A 20,342-nucleotide genomic window follows, 5' to 3' on the forward strand; every position below is an offset into this window, starting at 1 on the left:
AGTCGCACCCGAGACGAAGCCCCAGATCCGGCATACCCGACCGGGGGCGGGGGAAACCTACGCCCTGGCTTCGCGCCGTGCCGCCCGGCGCCCGCTGCCGGCGTGCCCGCGGGGCCGCGTGGGCCGGATCCGGGACTGGCCAGCCGGGACTCAGAAAGGGGGAAGGCTTCATGCCGCGCCGTGGACCCGCTCCCCGCCGGAAGATCGCGCCGGACCCCATCTACAACAGCGAGCTGGTGGCCCGGCTGATCAACAAGGTGATGTGGGACGGGAAGAAGTCCCTGGCACAGCGGATCGTGTACTCGGCCTTCGACCGGGTCGCCGAGAAGACCGGCAAGTCGCCGCTCGAGGTGTTCGAGGCGGCAGTGAAGAACGCGATGCCGCTGCTGGAAGTCCGGCCTCGCCGGGTGGGCGGTGCCACGTACCAGGTGCCGATCGAGGTGCGCCCGGAGCGGCGGACGTCGCTGGCGCTCCGGTGGCTGGTACAGTACGCCCGGGACCGCAGCGAGCGGACGATGATCGAGCGGCTGGCAAACGAGCTGATGGACGCTGCGAACGGCACCGGCGGTGCCGTCAAGCGGCGGGAGGAAGTGCACAAGATGGCCGAGGCGAACCGGCCGTTCGCGCACTATCGCTGGTAAGCGGCCGGGTCTTGCCAACGGACCCTGAAGCTGACGGGAAAGGGGGGTAAGCGGATGTCCCGACAGGTACCGCTCGAGCGGCTGCGCAACATCGGGATCATGGCTCACATCGACGCGGGCAAGACGACGACGACGGAGCGGATCCTCTTCTACACGGGCCGCATCCACCGGATGGGCGAAGTCCACGAGGGTGCGGCGACGATGGACTGGATGGTCCAGGAGCAGGAGCGGGGCATCACGATTACCTCCGCTGCCACGACCTGCTGGTGGAAGGATCATCGGATCAACATCATCGACACGCCCGGACACGTGGACTTCACGGTCGAGGTGGAGCGCTCGCTCCGGGTCCTGGACGGCGCGATCGCGGTGTTCTGCGCCAAGGGCGGGGTGGAGCCGCAGTCCGAGACGGTGTGGCGCCAGGCGGACAAGTACGGGGTCCCGCGCATCGCGTACGTGAACAAGATGGACACCATCGGCGCCGACTTCTTCCGCGTCATCGATCAGATGCGGGAGCGCCTGGGCGCGAACCCGGTGGCCATCCAGATCCCGATCGGGGTCGAGGACACGTTCCAGGGCGTCGTCGACCTCGTCGAGATGAAGGCCGTGATCTACGAGGACGACCTGGGCAAGGTCGCCCGGGACACGGCGATCCCGGAGGAGCTGCGCGATCAGGCCGCCGAGTACCGGGAGAAGCTCCTGGAGGCGGTGGCCGACCTCGACGACGCCCTCATGGAGAAGTACCTGGGCGGCGAGGAGATCACCCCGGACGAGATCCGCGCGGCGCTGCGCAAGGGCACGATCGCCGTGAAGATCACGCCGGTGCTGTGCGGCTCGTCCTACAAGAACAAGGGCGTGCAGCCGCTCCTCGACGCCGTGGTGTACTACCTGCCCTCGCCGCTGGACATCCCGGACGTCGAGGGCCAGGATCCCGAGACGGGCGAGACCATCACCCGCAAGCCGTCGGACGATGAGCCCTTCTCGGCGCTCGCCTTCAAGATCATGTCCGACCCTTACGTCGGCAAGCTCTGCTTCATCCGGGTGTACAGCGGCCGGCTGCCGGCGGGTTCCTACATTTATAACGCCACCAAGGGGAAGAAGGAGCGGGTCGGCCGCCTGCTGCAGATGCACGCCAACCACCGCGAGGAGATCGAGGCGGCGGAGACGGGCGACATCTGCGCGATCGTGGGCCTGAAGGACACGGTGACGGGCGACACCCTGTGCGCCGAGGACCGGCCGATCGTCCTCGAGGCCATGGAGTTCCCGGAGCCGGTGATCTCGGTGGCCATCGAGCCCAAGACGAAGGCCGACCAGGACAAGCTCGGCGTGAGCCTGCAGCGCCTGGCGGAGGAGGACCCAACGTTCCGGGTGCACACCGACCCGGAGACCGCCCAGACGATCATCTCGGGCATGGGCGAGTTGCACCTGGAGATCATCGTCGACCGGCTCCAGCGCGAGTTCAAGGTGGGCTGCAACGTCGGCCGGCCCCAGGTGGCGTACCGGGAGACCTTCACCCGGAAGGTGCAGGCCGAGGGCCGCTTCATCCGCCAGACGGGTGGCCGCGGCCAGTACGGCCACGTCTGGATCGAGTTCGAGCCGCTGGAGCGCGGCGCGGGCGTGGTGTTCGAGAACAAGATCGTCGGCGGCGTCGTCCCCAAGGAGTACATCCCGGCCGTGGAGGCGGGACTCCGGGAGGCGGCGGAGAACGGCGTGCTGGCCGGCTACCCGCTGATCGACTTCAAGGCGACGCTCTACGACGGCTCCTACCACGAGGTCGACTCCTCGGAGATGGCGTTCAAGATCGCGGCCAGCCTGGCCCTCAAGAACGCGGCCGAGAAGGCGGAGCCCGTGTTGCTGGAGCCGATCATGAAGGTCGAGGTCGTGGTCCCGGAGGAGTACATGGGCGACGTCATCGGCGACCTGAACTCCCGCCGGGGTCACATCGAGGGCATGGAGGCCCGTGGCGGCGCCCAGGTGGTGCGCGGCTACGTGCCCCTGGCCGAGATGTTCGGTTACGCCACCGATCTGCGTTCCCGTACGCAGGGGCGCGGGACGTACACGATGCAGTTCTCGCACTACGCGGAGGTCCCGCGCCACGTGGCGGAGCCCATCCTCGCCAAGGCGCAGGGCCGGGAGCGCTAAGGGGAAATCGGGGGGGCGGAGCCCGCACCCCCAAAAGGGAGGACGCGAGAGGCAATGGCCAAGAAGAAGTTTGAGCGGACCAAGCCGCACGTGAACATCGGGACCATCGGTCACGTCGACCACGGCAAGACCACGCTCACGGCGGCGATCACGAAGGTCCTGGCGGAGCGGGGCAAGGCGGAGTTCGTCCCCTACGACCAGATCGACAAGGCGCCGGAGGAAAAGGAGCGCGGCATCACGATCAACACCGCGCACGTGGAGTACGAGACGGACGCCCGGCACTACGCCCATGTCGACTGCCCCGGCCACGCCGACTACGTGAAGAACATGATCACCGGCGCGGCCCAGATGGACGGCGCGATCCTGGTCGTATCCGCCGCCGACGGCCCGATGCCCCAGACCCGGGAGCACATCCTCCTGGCCCGCCAGGTAGGCGTCCCGGCCATCGTCGTGGCCCTCAACAAGTGCGACATGGTCGACGACCCGGAGCTGCTGGAGCTCGTCGAGATGGAGGTCCGGGAGCTCTTGAGCAAGTACGAGTTCCCCGGCGACGAGATCCCCTTCGTCCGGGTCTCCGCCCTGAAGGCCCTGGAGGGCGACCCCGAGTGGACCCCCAAGATCCTCGAGCTCATGGACGCCGTGGACAACTACATCCCCACCCCGGTCCGTGACGCCGACAAGCCCTTCCTGATGCCGATCGAGGACGTCTTCACCATCACCGGCCGCGGCACCGTCACCACCGGGCGCGTCGAGCGCGGCCGCGTGAAGGTGGGCGACACCGTCGAGATCGTGGGCTTCGCCGACCGGCCGAAGAGCACCGTCGTGACGGGCGTCGAGATGTTCCGCAAGGTGCTCGACGAGGCCGTGGCGGGCGACAACATCGGCACGCTGCTGCGGGGCATCGACAAGGACGAGGTGGAGCGTGGTCAGGTCCTGGCCAAGCCTGGCAGCGTCACCCCGCACACCAAGTTCGAGGCCGAGGTGTACGTCCTCACGAAGGAGGAGGGCGGCCGCCACACCCCGTTCTTCAACGGCTACCGGCCCCAGTTCTACTTCCGCACCACCGACGTCACCGGCGTGATCAAGCTGCCGGAGGGCGTCGAGATGTGCATGCCCGGCGACAACATCCGGATGAACATCGAGCTCATCACCCCGATCGCCATGGAGGAAGGTCTGCGCTTCGCCATCCGCGAGGGCGGCCGGACCGTCGGCGCCGGGGTCGTGACCAAGATCATCGAATAGCTCCGCCGCGTGGGGTGGCCCCCCCGGGCACAGGCCGTCCGGGGGGGCGTGCCCACCTATGAGGAGGGATGCGAGATGGCGGCTCCCCAGCCCGGTCAGAAGATCCGCATCCGGCTCCGCGCCTTCGACCACAAGATCCTGGACGCTTCCGCCCAGAAGATCGTCGAGACGGCGCAGCGCACGGGGGCCCGGGTCTCCGGTCCGGTGCCGCTGCCGACCGAGCGGAGCGTGTTCACGATCCTGACCGCCCCGAACGGCGAGAAGGACATCCGCGAGCAGTTCGAGATGCGGACGCACAAGCGGCTGATCGACATCCACGATCCGAGCTCCAAGACCGTCGACGCACTGATGCGGCTGGACCTGCCGGCCGGAGTGGACATCGAGATCAAGCTGTGAGCGGCGGCGGGATTCGCCCGCCGCAGGTGGGTCCGGAAGGCATCATGTTGCAGCCCCGGGTCGCGGCGCCCGGGTGGGGCGCCGGCCACCGGGCCGGCGGCACGGGCGCCGGCGCGAGACGGACCCGCTGGTCCCCGGCGGGCCGGTTCGCGGGCCCGGAGCGGCAACCGCTGATGAGGAGGTGCAGGCATGAAGAAGGGGATCCTGGGCCGCAAGCTGGGCATGACCCAGGTGTTCGACGAGGCCGGCCGGGCGATCCCGGTGACGGTCATCGAGGCCGGGCCCTGCGTGGTGGTCCAGAAGAAGACCGCTGCCACCGATGGCTACGACGCCATCCAGGTGGGCTTCGGCGACATCAAGGAGAAGCACGTGAACCGGCCGCTCATGGGGCACTTCAAGAAGGCCGGGCTTCCGCCCCGGCGGTTCCTGCGGGAACTGCGCCTGGAGAGCGTGGACGGCTACGAGGTCGGGAGCGAGATCCGGGCGGACATCTTCAGCCCGGGCGAGCTGGTCGACGTCACCGGACGCTCCAAGGGCAAGGGCTTCGCCGGCGGCGTGAAGCGCCACGGTTTCCACCGGGGTCCGATGGCCCACGGCTCGAAGTACCACCGCGCCCCCGGTTCGCTCGGGTTCCGGGCGGCGGCGCGGGTGCCCAAGGGCCGCAGGCTGCCGGGCCGCATGGGCGGCGACCGGGTGACCATCCTGGGCCTGAAGGTCGTGCGGGTGGACCCGGAGCGGAACCTGCTCCTGATCAAGGGCGCGGTCCCGGGGCCGAAGGGGTCCCTGGTGATCGTGCGTGACTCCGTCAAGGCGACGGCACGGGCTGCGGCCCGGTAGAGGAGGGGGTGAGAAGCGATGCCAACGGTACCGGTGTACAACAAGGACGGCCAGCAGGTGGGCGAGCTCACCCTGCGGGATGACATCTTCGGCCTGGAGCCGAATCCGCACGTCCTGCACCAGGTCGTGACCGCCTACCTGGCCAACCAGCGCCAGGGCACCCACGACACGAAGACGCGGGCCGAGGTGTCCGGCGGCGGCCGCAAGCCCTGGCGGCAGAAGGGGACCGGCCGGGCCCGGCAGGGTTCGATCCGGGCGCCCCACTGGCGGCACGGCGGCATTGTCTTCGGGCCTCACCCCCGGAGCTACCGGATCGACGTGCCCGGGAAGCTTCGCCGGCTGGCCCTGAAGCAGGCCCTCTCGGACAAGGTCCAGGGCGGCAACTTCGTGGTGCTGGACGAGTACAAGCTGGAGAAACCCCGGACCAAGGCCGTGGTGCAGCTTCTCAAGAACTTCGGCGCCGACAGGGCGCTGATCGTGACCGCCGACGGCGACATCACCGTGTACAAGTCTGCCCGAAACATCCCGGGCGTAGGCGCCATGCGGGCTCGTGACCTGAACACCTACCAGGTCCTGCGGGCGCCCAAGGTGATCATCACGAAGGATGCGGTCGCGGTGGTCGAGGAGGTGCTCGGCTGAGATGGACGCCCGGGACATCATCATTCGCCCGTGGATCACGGAGAAGAGCACCGCCCTCATGCAGGACCGCAAGTACACCTTCGAGGTGCACCCCGACGCCAACAAGGTGCAGATCAAGAAGGCCGTCGAGGAGATCTTCAAGGTCAAGGTCCTGAAGGTGAACACCATGCGGGTCCCCGGCAAGCTGCGCCGGGTGGGCCGCTTCGTCGGGCGCAAGCCGGACCGGAAGAAGGCGATCGTGACCCTGGCGGAGGGCCAGTCCATCCCGATCTTCGAGGGCGTGTAGGAAGGAGGGAGCGGAAGGCATGGGCATCAAGCGGTTCAAGCCGACCTCCCCGGGCATCCGGCAGCGGACCGTCTCCACGTTCGAGGAGATCACGAAGACGGAGCCCGAGCGCTCCCTCGTGGTGAGCCTGCCCTCGAAGGGCGGCCGCAACAACCAGGGCCGGACCACGGTGCGCTTCCGGGGCGGCGGCCACAAGCGCCTCTACCGGATCATCGACTTCAGGCGGGACAAGGACGGCGTGCCCGCCAGGGTGGCGGCGATCGAGTACGATCCCAACCGCAGCGCCCGCATCGCCCTCCTGCACTACGCGGACGGCGAGAAGCGGTACATCCTGCACCCGGTGGGCCTGAGCGTCGGCGACCGGGTAGTGAGCGGGCCTGACGCCGACATCCGGCCGGGCAACGCCCTGCCCCTCGCGAACATCCCCGTCGGCACGCTGGTGCACAACATCGAGCTCACCCCCGGCCGCGGCGGGCAGATGGCTCGCGCCGCGGGGGCCTACGCCCAGGTGATGGGCCGGGAGGGCAAGTACACGCTCCTGCGCCTGCCATCGGGCGAGATGCGTTACGTGCTGTCGGTGTGCCGGGCCACGGTGGGCCAGGTCGGCAACCTGGACCACGAGAACATCAAGAGCGGCAAGGCGGGCCGGACCCGGTGGCTGGGCTGGCGGCCGCACACCCGCGGTTCGGTGATGAACCCCGTCGACCACCCGCACGGCGGCGGCGAGGGCAAGGCGCCCATCGGTCGTGCGGGCCCCCTCACGCCGTGGGGCAAGCCCACGCTGGGCAAGAAGACCCGCAAGGTGGGCAAGGCCTCCGACAAGTACATCGTCAAGCGGCGGACCAAGTAAGGGGGGACGGAGATGGGGCGCTCACTGAAGAAGGGGCCCTACGTGGACGCCAAGCTCGCCCGGCGGATCGCCGAGCTCAACGAGAAGGGCGAGAAGCGCGTCCTCAAGACCTGGGCCCGGGACTGCACGATCATCCCGGAGTTCGTGGGCCACACCATCGCCGTGCACGACGGGCGAAAGCACGTGCCGGTCTACATCACGGAGGAGATGGTGGGCCACAAGCTGGGCGAGTTCGCTCCCACCCGGACCTTCAAGGGCCACGGTGGGATGACGGAGAAGGCCACGCGGCTCAAGTAGGGGGAGGAGGGTTCGCATGGAGGCCAAGGCGGTCGCCCGCTACGTGCGTATCGCCCCCCGGAAGTGCCGCGTGGTGATCGACCTGATCCGGGGGAAGCGCGTGGACGAGGCGCTGAACATCCTGCGTTTCGTGCCGAAGCGGGCCTCGGTGCCCATCGCCAAGGTGGTGAAGAGCGCCGCGGCCAACGCCGAGCACAACTACAACATGAACCGCGATCGCCTCGTCATCACGAAGGCGTACGTGGACCAGGGGCCCACGCTCAAGCGCTACCACCCGCGGCAGCGCGGGCAGGCCTTCCCGATCCTGAAGCGCACCTCCCACATCACCGTCGTGGTGGAGGAAAAGGAGGGCAAGTAAGGGCGTGGGTCAGAAGGTACATCCCAACGGCCTGCGGGTCGGTGTCTACCGGGACTGGAACTCGCGCTGGTTTGCGAGCAAGAAGGAGCTGCCGGAGCTCCTCGTCGAGGACACGAAGATCCGGAAGTACATCAAGCGCACGTTCTACAACGCCGGCATCTCCCGCGTCGAGATCGAGCGCAGCGCCGGCCGCGTCCGGGTGATCATCCACACCGGCAAGCCGGGCATGGTCATCGGCAAGGGCGGCGCGGGGGTCGAGGAGCTCCGGAAGACGCTGGAGCAGATGACCGGCAAGCAGGTCAAGATCGACATCATCGAGATCCGGGCGCCGGAGCTCGACGCCCAGCTCGTGGCCGAGAGCGTGGCCCAGCAGCTCGAGAAGCGGGTCTCCGCCCGCCGGGCCATGAAGCAGGCCATCAGCCGGGCGATGCGCCTCGGCGCCAAGGGCGCCCGCATCATCGTCTCGGGTCGCATCGCCGGCGCCGAGATCGCCCGCCGCGAGCGCGACTGGGAGGGGACGGTGCCCCTGCACACGCTGCGCGCGGACATCGACTACGGCTTTGCCGAGGCGAACACGACCTACGGCAAGATCGGCGTCAAGGTCTGGATCTACAAGGGTGAGTTCGGGCAGCAGATCGTCCCGGCCGAGACCGCCCGCGACCGGCGCGAGCGCGGCGGCCGGCGGGGCCGGGGCGGCGACCGGGGCCGGGAGGGCGGCCGCCAGCCGGCCGGCGCCGGTGCCGGGCGCGGCGGCCGCGGCGAGAGGAGGGGGCGGTGAGCCGTGCTGGCTCCCAAGCGTGTACAGTGGCGCAAGCCGCACCGGAAGTCGAACCTCCGGGGCCGCACCAAGGGCGGGGCGTTCATCGCCTTCGGCGAGTACGGCCTGCAGGCGCTGGAGCCGGGTTGGATCACCGACCGGCAGATCGAGGCCGCCCGCGTGGCCATCACCCGCTTCGTCCGCCGTGGCGGGAAGCTCTGGATCAAGATCTTCCCCCACAAGGCCATCACGAAGAAGCCGGCCGAGACCCGCATGGGTTCCGGCAAGGGCACGCCGGAGTTCTGGGTGGCCGTGGTGAAGCCGGGCCGGATCCTGTTCGAGATGGCCGGCGTCCCCGAGGACGTGGCCCGGGAGGCGCTGCGCCTCGCCTCGCACAAGCTTCCGGTGAAGACGCGGTTCGTGACGAAGGCGGATGCGCCGCCGCCCGACCGCGCGGAGCAGGCTCCGGCGGACGCCGCGCCGCAGCCGGCGGGCGCCGAGGCAAAGGCGGGTGGTGAAACCGAATGAAGGCCAAGGAGATCCGCGAGATGAGCTCCGAGGAGCTCCGGGCCAAGGTGCGGAGCCTCAAGGAGGAGCTCTTCAACCTGCGCTTCCAGGCCGCCACCCAGAACCTCGACAATCCCGCCCGCATCCGGGCCGTGCGCAAGGACATCGCCCGGATCCTGACGATCCTGCGGGAGCGGGAACTGAAGGCGCAGACCTGAGGGGGTGGACGGCATGACGGAGGCGCGTGGCCAGCGCAAGACGCGCGTCGGCACAGTGGTATCCGACAAGAACGACAAGACCATCGTGGTGGCCGTGGAGACCCTGGTGGAGCACCCCCTGTACAAGAAGCGGGTGCGGCGCACCAAGAAGTTCCATGCCCACGACGAGAAGAACGAGGCCCGGGTGGGGGACAAGGTCCGCATCATGGAGACCCGGCCGCTGTCGAAGCTCAAGCGGTGGCGGCTGGTGGAGATCCTCGAGCGGCCCGCTCGCTGACCCTGACCGGGGCCCGGAACCAAGGAGGGACGGGCCGTGATCCAGCCTCAGACGCGGCTGGTGGTCGCCGACAACACCGGCGCCAAGGAGATCATGTGCATCCGCGTGCTCGGCGGGTCCTTCCGGCGCTACGGCAACATCGGCGACGTCATCGTGGCCTCGGTGAAGGAGGCCACGCCCGGCGGCGTGGTCAAGAAGGGCGACGTGGTGAAGGCCGTGATCGTGCGCTCCCGCAAGGGCCTGCGCCGCCCCGACGGGTCGTACATCCGCTTTGACGAGAACGCCGCCGTGATCCTGCGCGACGACAAGGAGCCGCGCGGCACCCGCATCTTCGGCCCGGTGGCCCGGGAGCTGCGCGAGCGCGACTTCATGAAGATCATCTCACTGGCCCCCGAGGTCCTGTGAGGGGGGTGACCGGGAAGGTGCACGTCAAGAAGGGCGACACCGTGGTCGTCATCACGGGGAAGGACAAGGACAAGCGGGGCAAGGTCCTGCAGGTCCTGCCGAAGGAGAACCGGGTGATCGTCGAGGGCGTCAACATCGTGAAGCGCCACACCCGGCCCCGCCCCGGGCTCACGCAGAGCGGGATCATCGAGAAGCCGGCCCCCATCCACGCCTCGAACGTCATGGTGTACTGCGAGCGCTGCGGGGCTCCCCGCCGTGCCCGGCACAAGGTGCTCCAGGACGGGCAGAAGGTGCGGGTCTGCGTGAAGTGCGGGGAGAGCTTCGACAAGTAGCGGGCGGGGAGGAGGTGCTGCGGACGTGGCCCGGCTGAGGGAGAAGTACTTGAAGGAAGTCGTACCGGCCCTTCAGAAGCGCTTCGGTTACAAGAGCCCCATGCAGGTACCCCGTATCGAGAAGGTCGTGCTCAACATGGGCGTCGGCGAGGCGGTCCACAACGAGAAGGCCCTGGACGCCGCCGTGAACGACCTGGCGACCATCACCGGCCAGCGCCCGGTCATCACCCGGGCCCGGAAGTCCATCGCCGCCTTCAAGATCCGGCAGGGCAACCCCATCGGCGCCAAGGTGACGCTGCGGGGCGAGCGCATGTGGGACTTCCTCGATCGCCTCATCCACGTCGCCCTGCCGCGGGTGCGGGACTTCCGCGGGGTGTCCCCCAAGGCCTTCGACGGGCGGGGGAACTACTCGCTCGGGCTGAAGGAGCAGCTGATCTTCCCGGAGATCGACTACGACAAGGTCGACAAGATCCGGGGCATGGACGTGGTGATCGTCACCACGGCCCGGACGGACGAGGAGGCCAAGGCGCTGCTGGCCGGCCTGGGGATGCCGTTCCGGGAGTGACGGAAGGGGGGGGTACGAGCGTGGCAACCAAGGCATGGATCGCCAAGCAGCAGCGTGAGCCCAAGTTCAAGGTGCGCCGCTACAACCGCTGCAAGCTGTGCGGCCGGCCGCGGGCGTACATGCGCCGGTTCGGCATCTGCCGTCACTGCTTCCGCAACCTGGCGCACCGGGGCGAGATCCCCGGCGTGAAGAAGGCCAGCTGGTAGCCTGCCAGTGGATTTGCGACCCCGCCAGGCCGGGGGAGGCTCCACGACCGGCACCTCCGGAACCGGCTGGGGCGAAGGGAGGAACATGTTGTGGTCGTGTCCGATCCCATCGCGGACTTCCTGACCCGCATCCGCAACGCGAACCAGGTTTTCCACGAGCGGGTCGAGGTTCCCGGCTCGAAGATGAAGCGGGCCATCGCCGAGATCCTGAAGCGCGAGGGTTACATCCGCGACTACGAGTGGATCGACGACGGCAAGCAGGGCATCCTGCGCGTCTACCTGCGCTACGGCCCCGGCAAGACCCGGGTCATCCAGGGGCTCCGCCGGATCTCCCGGCCGGGCCTGAGGATCTACGCCAAGCGGGACCAGATCCCGCGGGTGCTCGGCGGGCTCGGGATTGCCATCCTGTCGACCTCGCGCGGCATCATGACCGACAAGGAAGCCCGCCGCCAGGGCGTCGGCGGCGAGGTCCTGTGCTACGTCTGGTAAGGGGAGGAGGGTGAGCATGTCGCGAGTCGGGAAGAAGCCGATCCCCATCCCCGCCGGCGTGGAAGTGAAGGTCGAGGGCAACACCGTCCGGGTGAAGGGGCCCAAGGGCCAGTTGGAGCGCCAGGTGCACCCGGACATGGAGGTCCGGGTCGAGGACGGCCACATCGTCGTGCGGCGGCCCTCCGACGAGCGCCAGCACCGGGCCCTGCACGGGCTCACCCGCACCCTCGTCGCCAACATGGTGGAGGGCGTGACCAAGGGCTACGAGAAGGCACTGGAACTGGTGGGTACCGGCTACCGTGCCGCCAAGACGGGCAACAAGCTCACGCTGACCGTGGGCTTCAGCCATCCGGTGGAGATCACCCCGCCGGCGGGGATCCAGATCGAGGTGCCCCGGCCCACCGAGATCCGCATCAGCGGCATGGACAAGGAACTCGTCGGCCAGTTCGCCGCGGACGTCCGGTCGGTGCGCCCGCCGGAGCCGTACCTGGGCAAGGGCATCCGCTACGTGGGCGAGAAGGTCCGGCGCAAGGTCGGCAAGACCGGCAAGAAGTAGGGAGGACGCCCGGCATGCTGGTGAAGGTGTCTCGAAACGAGGCGCGCAAGGTGCGGCACCTGCGGATCCGCAAGAAGGTCCACGGGACCGCCGAGCGCCCGCGGCTGAGCGTGTTCCGTTCCCACAAGCACATGTACGCGCAGATCATCGACGACGACAGGGGCCACACCCTCGTCGCCGCCTCCACGCTGGACCCCGAGGTGCGCCAGAAGGTCCAGTCGACCGGCACCGCGGAGGCAGCCCGGGTGGTGGGCGAGGTGCTGGCGGCCCGGGCCAGGGCGAAGGGCATCGAGCGGGTCGTGTTCGACCGCGGCGGCTACCTCTACCACGGCCGGGTCGCGGCTCTGGCCGAGGGCGCCCGGGCCGGCGGCCTGGAGTTCTGAGAAAGCAGGAGGGAGAAGCGTGCCGCGGGTCGACGCGAATCAGCCCGAACTCAAGGAGAAGCTAGTGGAGATCCGCCGGGTGGCCAAGACCGTCAAGGGCGGCCGGCGGATGAGCTTCAGCGCCCTGGTCGTCGTGGGCGACGGCGCCGGCCGCGTCGGGGCCGGCACCGGCAAGGCGGCCGAGATCCCCGAGGCCATCCGCAAGGCCATCGACGCCGCCAAGAAGAACCTGATGACGGTCCCCCTGAAGGGGACCACGATCCCGCACGAGGCCCTCGGGCACTGGGGGGCGGGCAAGGTCCTGATCCGGCCGGCCTCGCCCGGTACCGGCGTCATCGCCGGCGGCGCCGTGCGGGCCGTGCTCGAGCTCGCCGGCGTCCGGGACGTGCTCTCCAAGTCCCTCGGTTCCAACAACGCGAACAACGTCGTGCTGGCCACGCTGGACGCCCTCCGCCAGTTGCGGAGCGCCGAACAGGTGGCCCGCACCCGGGGCAAGACGGTGGAGGAAATCGTCGGCTGACACCGGCGCCCCGGGAAACCGGCTCGTTCAAGGTGGGAATTCCGGTGGCTGGTAAGCTCATCATCACCCTGAAGCGCGGCCTGGCGGGGAAGCGGTACGATCAGGTCGCCACGGTCCGTTCCCTGGGCCTCCGCAAGCCCGGCCAGTCGACGGAGAAGCCGGACAACCCGTCGGTCCGGGGCATGATCGAAAAGGTCCGCCACCTGGTGGACGTCCGGGAGGCTTGAGCCCGATGCAGCTTCACGATCTGCGCCCCGCGCCGGGGTCCAAGCACCCCCGAAAGCGCGTGGGCCGGGGCATCGGCTCCGGGCACGGGAAGACCGCGACCCGGGGCACCAAGGGCCAGTGGGCCCGCACCGGCACGAGCATCCGCCCCGGCTTCGAGGGCGGCCAGATGCCGCTCCAGCGGCGGACCCCCAAGCGCGGCTTCACCAACGCGCCCTTCCGCAAGGAGTATGAGGTCGTCAACCTGTCGGCCCTTGAACGTTTCGAGGATGGTACCGTGGTCACCCCGGAGCTTCTGCGGCAGGCGCGGCTCGTGCACGGCGACCGGCCGGTCAAGATCCTGGGCCGGGGCGACCTGGCCAGGAAGCTCACGGTGCAGGCCCACGCCTTCAGCCAGTCGGCGATGGAGAAGATCGCCGCCGCCGGGGGGAAGGCGGAGATCCTCGGCCAGCCGGGGGACGACCGGCCGGCCGACGAGGTGAAGTAGCGTGGCGCTCATCGACACCGTGCGGGCGTCCCTGCGAACGCCCGGGCTGCGGCGGCGCATCCTGATCACCATCGCGATGCTCCTGGTCTTTCGCGTGGGCGCCCACATCCCGGTGCCCGGGGTGCGGGCCGACGTGATCGAGCAGCTGTTCCGGGGCGGCGGTGGCCTTCTCGGGCTCATCGATGTGATCTCCGGTGGCGCGTTCCGCACGTTCTCCATCTTCGCGATGTCCGTCATCCCCTACATCAACGCGTCGATCATCATGCAGCTGCTCACGGTGGTCATCCCGCGGCTCGAGGAGCTGCAGAAAGAGGGCGAGGAGGGGCGCCGCAAGATCCAGGAGTACGTGCGGTACGGGACCGTCGTGTTGGCCGTGGTGCAGGGCTTCGGCACGGCCGTGTTCGTCCGGAACCAGGGTGCGCTCGTGTCGGGGTCGTGGGGGTGGGTCGCGCTCATCGTGCTCTCCCTCACCGCCGGCACTGCCTTCCTCATGTGGGTGGGCGAGCAGATCACCGAGCACGGGATCGGTAACGGGATCTCGCTCCTGATCTTCGCCAGCATCGTCAGCCGGGTCCCGGCCGCGCTGGTGGGGATGGCGGAGCTGGTGCGGACCGGCGCCCTGAACGTGCTTCAGGTGCTCGCCGTGATCGTCCTGGCCATCCTCATCGTGGCGTTCACGGTGGTGGTCACGGAGGGCGTCCGCAAGGTGCCGGTGCAGTACGCCAAGCGGGTGGTCGGCCGGCGGCTCTACGGCGGCCAGTCCACGCACCTGCCCATGAAGGTGAACCAGGCCGGCGTGATCCCGGTCATCTTCGCCCAGTCGCTTCTGGTCTTCCCGGTGACCGTCGCGAACTTCTTCTCGCAGACGCACCCGGTCGTGATGTTCATCAACCGCTGGCTCGGGTTCCAGAGCCCGATCTACCTGCTGCTGTTCGGGCTGCTGACCTTCCTGTTCACGTTCTTCTATACCGAGATCACCTTCCAGCCGGACCAGGTGGCGGACAACATCAAGAAGGCCGGCGGCTTCATCCCCGGCCTGCGCCCCGGCCGGCCCACGGCGGAGTACCTTGCCCGGGTGTCCAGCCGCATCACCTTCGTGGGCGCGCTGTTCCTGGCCGCCATCACCCTCCTCCCGTACGGCATCATCGCCATCACGGGGGTCCAGCAGGCGTACATCGGCGGGACGTCCCTCCTCATCGTGGTGGGCGTGGCCATCGAGACCATGCGCCAGGTGGAGGCGCACCTCGTGCTGCGGCAGTACCAGGGCTTCATGAAGTGAGGAGGGCTCGCGATGCGGATCATCCTCCTGGGCCCGCCCGGCGCGGGGAAAGGCACCCAGGCCGCCGCCCTCGCCCGATCGGAGGGCGTGGCCCACATCTCCACCGGCGACATCCTCCGGGCCCACGTGCGCCAGGGCACCGAGCTGGGGCGGCTGGCGAAGGGCTACATGGATCGGGGCGAACTGGTGCCCGACGAGGTGATCCTCGGCATCGTGCGGGAGCGGATGCAGGAGGAAGACGCCCGCCGGGGCTACGTCTTCGACGGCTTCCCCCGCACCGTGGTGCAGGCCGACGGCCTGGGGCGGCTTCTGGACGAACTGCAGCGGCCGCTCGAGGCGGTGGTGAACATCGCCGTGCCCGATGAGGTGCTGGTCGATCGTGCGGTCGGCCGGCGCGCCTGTCCGAAGTGCGGGGAAATCTACCACGTGCGGAACCGCCCGCCCCGCACCCCGGGCGTCTGCGACCGGTGCGGGGCGGAGCTGGTGCAGCGCGACGACGACAACGAGGCGACCGTCAGGAACCGCCTGGCGGTCTATCACCGGCAGACGGCGCCGCTCATCGACTACTACCGGGAGCGCGGCCTTCTCCGGGAAGTCGACGGGACCCGGAGCGTGGAGGAGGTCTCGGCCGCCATCCGGGCGGCCGCGGTGCCAGGCCGCTGACCCACGGGGAGCGAGGCGCGTGATCATTCTCAAGTCCGCCCGGGAGATCGCCATCATGCGGGAAGCCGGGCGCATTGCGGCCCGCGTGCACGAGGCGCTCCGGGAGGCGATCCGGCCCGGGGTGGAGACCCGGGAGCTGGACGCTCTGGCGGACCGGCTCATCCGGGAGGCGGGCGGGGTCCCGACCTTCAAGGGGTACCACGACTACCCGGCCTCGATCTGCACGTCCGTCAACGAGGTGGTCGTCCACGGCATCCCGTCGTCCCGGCGCCTGCGGGAGGGTGACATCGTCGCCATCGACCTGGGCGTGACCTACCAGGGCTACGTGGGCGACTGCGCGTATACCTGGCCGGTCGGCGAGGTCTCCGACGAGGCGCGCCGGCTCCTGCAGGTCACGCAGGAAGCTCTCCAGCTCGCCATCGAGCAGTGCCGGCCCGGCCGGCACCTCGGTGACATCGGGCACGCGGTGCAGAGCCACGTGGAGGCGGCAGGGTTCTCGGTCGTGCGGGAGTACGTGGGCCACGGGATCGGCGCCAGCATGCACGAGGACCCGCAGGTGCCGAACTACGGGCAGCCGGGCACCGGCGTGGTCCTCCGGCCGGGCATGGTGCTGGCCATCGAGCCGATGGTCAACGCCGGTACGTGGGAGGTCCGGGTCCTGCCCGACCGGTGGACCGTGGTGACTGCCGACGGGCGGTACTCCGCTCACTTCGAGCACACGGTGGCGATCACCGAGGGGGATCCGCTCATCCTGACGCTACCATGAAGAAGAAAACGCATCGTCCGGCCCCTACCGGGCCGGACGGCGACTTCTGGCCGTTCATGGTTCCGGCGTTCATCTTCCTGTACCTGCTGGGTCACGCCGAACGCATGACTTCCCTGCGGAAACGGTAGCCCGTTCCAGGAAGAGGAGGCGAACCGTATATCCGGTGGATTCCGGTCGAAGCTAGTGACAAGAGGCGCGGACAACGCTAAAATCTCACCATTGGAGACGCGACAGCGGCAAGGCTCCGGAACGGGGCGGGACGGTGAAGTGGTGAAGGACAGCGCAGCACCCCTCCGGCCGGGCCAAGTGGTACGGTCGACGGCCGGTCGTGACCGCGGCGCCTGTTACCTGATCGTCCGAGCTCTCGACCAGCGCTTCGTCGCCGTGGCCGACGGCCTGTCCCGGACCGTCCGCAACCCCAAGCGCAAGAACCTTCGCCATCTCGTCTGGGTGGCCGACGCCCCCGAGCCCATCCGTTCCCGGCTGGAGGCTGGCGGGGCGGTGGGGGACGAGGAGATCCGGCAGGCGCTCTGGGCCGTCCAGTCGTGCGTGCCGGCGGAAGGGGGGTCGCCTCTCGATGGGCAAGGATGACGTGATCGAGGTCGAGGGCACGGTCATCGAGCCCCTGCCCAACGCCATGTTCCGCGTGGAGCTGGACAACGGGCACAAGGTGCTTGCCCACGTCTCGGGCAAGATCCGCATGAACTTCATCCGGATCCTTCCGGGGGACCGTGTGACCGTCGAACTCTCGCCATACGACCTCAGCCGTGGTAGAATCGTATACCGGTTCAAGTAACCGGGCTCCGGCCCGATTCCGGCCCGTGCGGAGGAGGGAAGACGTTGAAGGTACGGCCATCGGTCAAGCCCATCTGCGAGAAGTGCAAGGTCATCCGCCGCAAGGGCCGGGTGATGATCATCTGCGAGAACCCGAAGCACAAGCAGAAGCAGGGCTGAACACCCGACCACGCTGACTCCAGGTCCGCAGACCCCGCGCCGGGCGGGCGCGGCTGGGCGTTCCGGGCCCCTCTCCCCGGGGCGCCGCCCGCCGGGAGCTCAGGGTCACGGGCCTTGTGTCGCTCCGGATGTCCGCCTGCCTGCGGGCCACCCGGACGAGGATCGAGTAAGGGAAACGGAGGTAGGGCGTAGCGCATGGCACGCATTGCTGGGGTCGACCTGCCGCGCGACAAGCGCGTCGAGGCTGCCCTGCCGTACATCTACGGCATCGGCTGGAGCCGCAGCCGTGAGATCCTGGCCGCCACCGGGATCAACCCGGACACCCGGGTTCGGGACCTCACCGAGGACGAGGTGGCGCGGCTCCGCGAGTACATCGACAAGAACTACAAGGTCGAGGGCGACCTGCGTGCCGAGGTGCAGATGAACATCCGGCGCCTCATGGACATCGGCTGCTACCGCGGGCTGCGGCACCGCCGCGGGCTGCCGGTGCGCGGGCAGCGTACGAAGACGAACGCCCGCACCCGCAAGGGACCGCGCAAGACGGTGGGCGCCAAGCGCAAGAAGTAAGCACGTCATCGCGAAGGAGGTCCGTCGCTCATGCCCCGCCGTCCGGCGCGAGCCAAGCGGAAGGAGCGGCGCCACGTCGACCGTGGCATCGCGCACATCAAGTCCACGTTCAACAACACGATCGTGACCATCACCGACCCGGCCGGGAACACCCTCACCTGGGCCACGGCCGGCAGCCTCGGTTTCAAGGGCTCCCGCAAGAGCACCCCGTTCGCCGCGCAGATGGCCGCGGAGGCTGCCGCGCGTCAGGCCATGGAGTACGGGGTGCGAGAGGTCGAGGTGTACGTCAAGGGGCCCGGCGCCGGCCGCGAGGCCGCCATCCGGTCGCTGCAGTCCGCCGGTCTCGAGGTGAGCGTGATCAAGGACGTCACCCCGATCCCGCACAACGGTTGCCGGCCGCCGAAGCGCCGCCGGGTCTAGCGCCGGCCACTGGCTGAGGAGGAGAGGATCGCAGCGTGGGACGCTACATCGGCCCGGTCTGCCGGCTGTGCCGGCGCGAGGGCGTGAAGCTCTACCTGAAGGGTGCGAAGTGCTACACCGACAAGTGCCCGGTCTCGCGGCGGCCCCATCCGCCCGGGCAGCACGGGACCGCGCGCAAGAAGCAGTCCGAGTACGGGCTCCAGCTCCGGGAGAAGCAGAAAGTCCGCCGCTTCTACGGCGTGCTGGAGCGGCAGTTCCGCCGCTACTTCGAGCTGGCCGCCCGCAAGAAGGGCGTCACCGGCGAGGTGCTGCTCCAGACCCTGGAGCGCCGGCTGGACAACGTCGTGTACCGGATGGGTCTCGCCGGCTCGCGCAAGGAGGCACGCCAGATCGTCCGCCACGGCCACATCGAGGTCAACGGCCAGAAGGTGGACATCCCGTCCTACCTCGTGCGGCCCGGCGACGTGATCGCCGTGCGCGAGGGCTCCCGGGACCACGGGCGCCTCAAGGAGCTCGCGGAGGCGGGCGGCGCCCACACCGTGCCAGCGTGGCTGGAGGTCGACCTGCCCAACATGCGCGGCACCGTTCTCCGGCTGCCGACCCGGGACGAGATCGACCTGCCGGTGCAGGAGCACCTGGTCGTCGAGCTCTACAGCCGCTGATGGCCCGGTTCCGGGCCCGGCCCCCCTGCGCCGTGGCCTGTGGAGGATTTGGGGGGGTATCGCCAACATGATCCTGGAGATGGAGAAGCCGCGGATCGAGACCGTCGAGATGACTGCCGACGGCTACGGCAAGTTCGTGGTCGAGCCGCTTGAGCGGGGCTACGGCATCACGCTCGGCAACTCGCTCCGGCGCATCCTCCTCTCTTCGCTGCCGGGTGCGGCTGTGACCGCGGTGAAGATCGACGGCGTCCTGCACGAGTTCTCCACCATCCCCGGCGTGGTGGAGGACGTCACGGACATCATCCTGAACCTCAAGCAGCTGGCCTTGAAGCTGTACGGCGACGAGCCCCGGATCATCCGCATCGAGGCGGAGGGCGAGCGCGAGGTCAAGGCCGGCGACATCCTCCGCGACCCGGACGTCGAGATCATGAACCCGGACCTGCACATTGCCACCGTCGACGGCGGGCGCCTGTTCGCCGAGATCCACGTCGGGCGGGGCCGGGGGTACGTCCCGGCGGACCGCAACAAGACGCCGGACATGCCCATCGGGATGATCCCCGTCGACAGCCTCTTCAGCCCCGTCCGGCGGGTCAACTACACGGTGGAACATACCCGGGTCGGTCACGTCACGGACTTCGACAAGCTGACGCTCGAGGTCTGGACCAACGGGACGATCCGGCCGGACGAGGCCTGCTCGCTGGCCGCCAAGATCCTGACCGAGCACCTGACCCTGTTCGTGGGCCTCACGGACACGGCGGATCAGATGGAGATCATGGTCGAGAAGGACGAGAACGACCGGTCTCGCCTGCTCGACATGACCATCGAGGAGCTCGACCTCTCGGTGCGTTCCTACAACTGCCTGAAGCGCGCCGGGATCAACACGGTGGGCGAGCTGGTGGCCAAGTCCGACGAAGAGATGATCAAGGTTCGCAACCTGGGGAAGAAGTCGCTCGAGGAGGTCAAGGCCAAGCTGGCGGCCCTGGGCCTCAGCCTGCGCCCCAGCGACGAGTAACAGTTCGGTTGGAGGGTCACGCCGATGGCGCGGGGATACCGCAAGCTCGGGCGCCCCACGGACCAGCGCATGGCGATGCTGCGGGCGCTGGTGACGGCGCTGTTCGACAAGGAGCACATCGAGACCACGACGACGCGGGCCCTCGAGGCCCGGCGCATGGCCGAGCACCTGATCACGCTGGCGAAGGCAGGCGGACTGGCCAACTACCGCCGGGCCCTGCGGGTCCTGTACGACGAGTCGGTGGCCAAGAAGCTGTTCGACCAGATCGGGCCCCGTTACAAGGACCGGGCCGGCGGATACACCCGGATCGTCCGGACGGTGCACCGCCGGGGTGACGCCGCCCCCATGGCCCGGCTGGAGCTGGTCTGAGACGTGGTGGGCGCCCCGCCGGAGCTCCCGGCGGGGCG

35 protein-coding genes are annotated in these 20,342 nt (G+C 69.1%); all 35 read left to right on the forward strand.

Features of this window, described 5'->3' with window-relative positions; genetic code table 11:
- Positions 1-170: 170 nt before the first annotated feature.
- The 35 genes from rpsG (at position 171) to rplQ (ending at position 20,304) form a co-directional block, all read left to right on the forward strand.
- Positions 171-641 carry a 30S ribosomal protein S7 gene (gene rpsG / locus caldi_RS16365; RefSeq protein ID WP_264842810.1) on the forward strand — a complete coding sequence of 157 codons (471 nt, stop codon included), beginning with the start codon at positions 171-173 and terminating at the stop codon, positions 639-641.
- Positions 642-695: 54 nt separating this feature from the next.
- Positions 696-2,780 carry an elongation factor G gene (fusA, locus tag caldi_RS16370; protein WP_264842811.1) on the forward strand — a complete coding sequence of 695 codons (2,085 nt, stop codon included), beginning with the start codon at positions 696-698 and terminating at the stop codon, positions 2,778-2,780.
- Between the two features lie 54 nt (positions 2,781-2,834).
- The gene (gene tuf, locus caldi_RS16375; protein WP_264842812.1) at positions 2,835-4,022 is read left to right on the forward strand and encodes an elongation factor Tu; all 1,188 of its coding nucleotides are present in this window, start codon (positions 2,835-2,837) and stop codon (positions 4,020-4,022) included.
- Positions 4,023-4,097: 75 nt separating this feature from the next.
- Positions 4,098-4,418 carry a 30S ribosomal protein S10 gene (rpsJ, locus tag caldi_RS16380; protein WP_264842813.1) on the forward strand — a complete coding sequence of 107 codons (321 nt, stop codon included), beginning with the start codon at positions 4,098-4,100 and terminating at the stop codon, positions 4,416-4,418.
- A 189-nt stretch (positions 4,419-4,607) separates the two neighbouring features.
- Positions 4,608-5,255 carry a 50S ribosomal protein L3 gene (gene rplC / locus caldi_RS16385; protein ID WP_264842814.1) on the forward strand — a complete coding sequence of 216 codons (648 nt, stop codon included), beginning with the start codon at positions 4,608-4,610 and terminating at the stop codon, positions 5,253-5,255.
- 18 nt (positions 5,256-5,273) lie between these two features.
- Positions 5,274-5,894, forward strand: coding sequence for a 50S ribosomal protein L4 (rplD, locus tag caldi_RS16390; protein ID WP_264842815.1), 621 nt, complete (start codon positions 5,274-5,276; stop codon positions 5,892-5,894).
- 1 nt (position 5,895) lies between these two features.
- Positions 5,896-6,180, forward strand: coding sequence for a 50S ribosomal protein L23 (gene rplW / locus caldi_RS16395; protein WP_264842816.1), 285 nt, complete (start codon positions 5,896-5,898; stop codon positions 6,178-6,180).
- Between the two features lie 19 nt (positions 6,181-6,199).
- Positions 6,200-7,030 carry a 50S ribosomal protein L2 gene (gene rplB, locus caldi_RS16400; RefSeq protein ID WP_264842817.1) on the forward strand — a complete coding sequence of 277 codons (831 nt, stop codon included), beginning with the start codon at positions 6,200-6,202 and terminating at the stop codon, positions 7,028-7,030.
- A gap of 12 nt (positions 7,031-7,042) precedes the next feature.
- Positions 7,043-7,327 carry a 30S ribosomal protein S19 gene (gene rpsS, locus caldi_RS16405; protein WP_264842818.1) on the forward strand — a complete coding sequence of 95 codons (285 nt, stop codon included), beginning with the start codon at positions 7,043-7,045 and terminating at the stop codon, positions 7,325-7,327.
- A gap of 16 nt (positions 7,328-7,343) precedes the next feature.
- Positions 7,344-7,685 (forward strand): 50S ribosomal protein L22, encoded by a 342-nt coding sequence (gene rplV, locus caldi_RS16410; protein WP_264842819.1) that lies wholly within the window; start codon positions 7,344-7,346, stop codon positions 7,683-7,685.
- A 4-nt stretch (positions 7,686-7,689) separates the two neighbouring features.
- The gene (rpsC, locus tag caldi_RS16415; RefSeq protein ID WP_264842820.1) at positions 7,690-8,463 is read left to right on the forward strand and encodes a 30S ribosomal protein S3; all 774 of its coding nucleotides are present in this window, start codon (positions 7,690-7,692) and stop codon (positions 8,461-8,463) included.
- 3 nt (positions 8,464-8,466) lie between these two features.
- On the forward strand, positions 8,467-8,970 hold the full coding sequence (gene rplP, locus caldi_RS16420; RefSeq protein WP_264842821.1) for a 50S ribosomal protein L16: 504 nt from the start codon (positions 8,467-8,469) through the stop codon (positions 8,968-8,970).
- Positions 8,967-9,167 (forward strand): 50S ribosomal protein L29, encoded by a 201-nt coding sequence (gene rpmC / locus caldi_RS16425; protein WP_264842822.1) that lies wholly within the window; start codon positions 8,967-8,969, stop codon positions 9,165-9,167. The genes rplP and rpmC overlap by 4 nt, the downstream gene beginning before the upstream one ends.
- Positions 9,168-9,180: 13 nt before the next feature.
- Positions 9,181-9,444: a 30S ribosomal protein S17 gene (rpsQ, locus tag caldi_RS16430; RefSeq protein WP_264842823.1), complete on the forward strand. Its 264-nt coding sequence runs from the start codon at positions 9,181-9,183 to the stop codon at positions 9,442-9,444.
- A gap of 36 nt (positions 9,445-9,480) precedes the next feature.
- Positions 9,481-9,849 carry a 50S ribosomal protein L14 gene (rplN, locus tag caldi_RS16435; RefSeq protein ID WP_264842824.1) on the forward strand — a complete coding sequence of 123 codons (369 nt, stop codon included), beginning with the start codon at positions 9,481-9,483 and terminating at the stop codon, positions 9,847-9,849.
- A gap of 5 nt (positions 9,850-9,854) precedes the next feature.
- The gene (gene rplX / locus caldi_RS16440) at positions 9,855-10,181 is read left to right on the forward strand and encodes a 50S ribosomal protein L24 (protein ID WP_264842825.1); all 327 of its coding nucleotides are present in this window, start codon (positions 9,855-9,857) and stop codon (positions 10,179-10,181) included.
- A gap of 25 nt (positions 10,182-10,206) precedes the next feature.
- Entirely contained in the window at positions 10,207-10,746 is a 540-nt protein-coding gene (gene rplE / locus caldi_RS16445) for a 50S ribosomal protein L5 (protein ID WP_264842826.1), read from the forward strand.
- Positions 10,747-10,766: 20 nt separating this feature from the next.
- Complete coding sequence (locus caldi_RS16450; protein WP_264842827.1) at positions 10,767-10,952, forward strand: type Z 30S ribosomal protein S14; 186 nt, start codon at positions 10,767-10,769, stop codon at positions 10,950-10,952.
- A 90-nt stretch (positions 10,953-11,042) separates the two neighbouring features.
- Positions 11,043-11,441, forward strand: a complete 399-nt coding sequence (rpsH, locus tag caldi_RS16455) for a 30S ribosomal protein S8 (RefSeq protein WP_264842828.1) — start codon at positions 11,043-11,045, stop codon at positions 11,439-11,441.
- Positions 11,442-11,457: 16 nt separating this feature from the next.
- The gene (gene rplF / locus caldi_RS16460; RefSeq protein WP_264842829.1) at positions 11,458-11,997 is read left to right on the forward strand and encodes a 50S ribosomal protein L6; all 540 of its coding nucleotides are present in this window, start codon (positions 11,458-11,460) and stop codon (positions 11,995-11,997) included.
- 14 nt (positions 11,998-12,011) lie between these two features.
- Entirely contained in the window at positions 12,012-12,380 is a 369-nt protein-coding gene (gene rplR, locus caldi_RS16465; protein ID WP_264842830.1) for a 50S ribosomal protein L18, read from the forward strand.
- A 19-nt stretch (positions 12,381-12,399) separates the two neighbouring features.
- Complete coding sequence (rpsE, locus tag caldi_RS16470) at positions 12,400-12,900, forward strand: 30S ribosomal protein S5 (RefSeq protein WP_264842831.1); 501 nt, start codon at positions 12,400-12,402, stop codon at positions 12,898-12,900.
- Positions 12,901-12,944: 44 nt separating this feature from the next.
- Positions 12,945-13,127 carry a 50S ribosomal protein L30 gene (rpmD, locus tag caldi_RS16475; RefSeq protein ID WP_264842832.1) on the forward strand — a complete coding sequence of 61 codons (183 nt, stop codon included), beginning with the start codon at positions 12,945-12,947 and terminating at the stop codon, positions 13,125-13,127.
- A 5-nt stretch (positions 13,128-13,132) separates the two neighbouring features.
- Complete coding sequence (rplO, locus tag caldi_RS16480) at positions 13,133-13,612, forward strand: 50S ribosomal protein L15 (protein WP_264842833.1); 480 nt, start codon at positions 13,133-13,135, stop codon at positions 13,610-13,612.
- A 1-nt stretch (position 13,613) separates the two neighbouring features.
- The gene (secY, locus tag caldi_RS16485) at positions 13,614-14,891 is read left to right on the forward strand and encodes a preprotein translocase subunit SecY (protein ID WP_264842834.1); all 1,278 of its coding nucleotides are present in this window, start codon (positions 13,614-13,616) and stop codon (positions 14,889-14,891) included.
- A gap of 12 nt (positions 14,892-14,903) precedes the next feature.
- On the forward strand, positions 14,904-15,554 hold the full coding sequence (locus tag caldi_RS16490; protein WP_264842835.1) for an adenylate kinase: 651 nt from the start codon (positions 14,904-14,906) through the stop codon (positions 15,552-15,554).
- 19 nt (positions 15,555-15,573) lie between these two features.
- A complete protein-coding gene (gene map, locus caldi_RS16495; RefSeq protein WP_264842836.1) occupies positions 15,574-16,320 on the forward strand; it encodes a type I methionyl aminopeptidase in 747 nt (248 codons plus the stop codon).
- Positions 16,321-16,590: 270 nt separating this feature from the next.
- A complete protein-coding gene (locus tag caldi_RS16500) occupies positions 16,591-16,911 on the forward strand; it encodes a KOW domain-containing RNA-binding protein (RefSeq protein WP_264842837.1) in 321 nt (106 codons plus the stop codon).
- Complete coding sequence (gene infA / locus caldi_RS16505; RefSeq protein WP_264842838.1) at positions 16,898-17,116, forward strand: translation initiation factor IF-1; 219 nt, start codon at positions 16,898-16,900, stop codon at positions 17,114-17,116. The genes caldi_RS16500 and infA overlap by 14 nt, the downstream gene beginning before the upstream one ends.
- A gap of 44 nt (positions 17,117-17,160) precedes the next feature.
- The gene (gene rpmJ / locus caldi_RS16510; protein ID WP_264842839.1) at positions 17,161-17,274 is read left to right on the forward strand and encodes a 50S ribosomal protein L36; all 114 of its coding nucleotides are present in this window, start codon (positions 17,161-17,163) and stop codon (positions 17,272-17,274) included.
- Positions 17,275-17,469: 195 nt separating this feature from the next.
- A complete protein-coding gene (rpsM, locus tag caldi_RS16515) occupies positions 17,470-17,841 on the forward strand; it encodes a 30S ribosomal protein S13 (protein ID WP_264842840.1) in 372 nt (123 codons plus the stop codon).
- Positions 17,842-17,871: 30 nt separating this feature from the next.
- Positions 17,872-18,261, forward strand: coding sequence for a 30S ribosomal protein S11 (gene rpsK / locus caldi_RS16520; protein WP_264842841.1), 390 nt, complete (start codon positions 17,872-17,874; stop codon positions 18,259-18,261).
- A 35-nt stretch (positions 18,262-18,296) separates the two neighbouring features.
- Positions 18,297-18,923, forward strand: coding sequence for a 30S ribosomal protein S4 (gene rpsD, locus caldi_RS16525; RefSeq protein WP_264842842.1), 627 nt, complete (start codon positions 18,297-18,299; stop codon positions 18,921-18,923).
- 70 nt (positions 18,924-18,993) lie between these two features.
- Complete coding sequence (locus caldi_RS16530; protein ID WP_264844836.1) at positions 18,994-19,935, forward strand: DNA-directed RNA polymerase subunit alpha; 942 nt, start codon at positions 18,994-18,996, stop codon at positions 19,933-19,935.
- 24 nt (positions 19,936-19,959) lie between these two features.
- Complete coding sequence (gene rplQ / locus caldi_RS16535) at positions 19,960-20,304, forward strand: 50S ribosomal protein L17 (RefSeq protein ID WP_264842843.1); 345 nt, start codon at positions 19,960-19,962, stop codon at positions 20,302-20,304.
- Positions 20,305-20,342: the final 38 nt, after the last annotated feature.

The organism is Caldinitratiruptor microaerophilus (assembly GCF_025999835.1).
In the GTDB taxonomy this organism is placed as follows: Bacteria; Bacillota; Sulfobacillia; order Symbiobacteriales; family ZC4RG38; genus Caldinitratiruptor; species Caldinitratiruptor microaerophilus.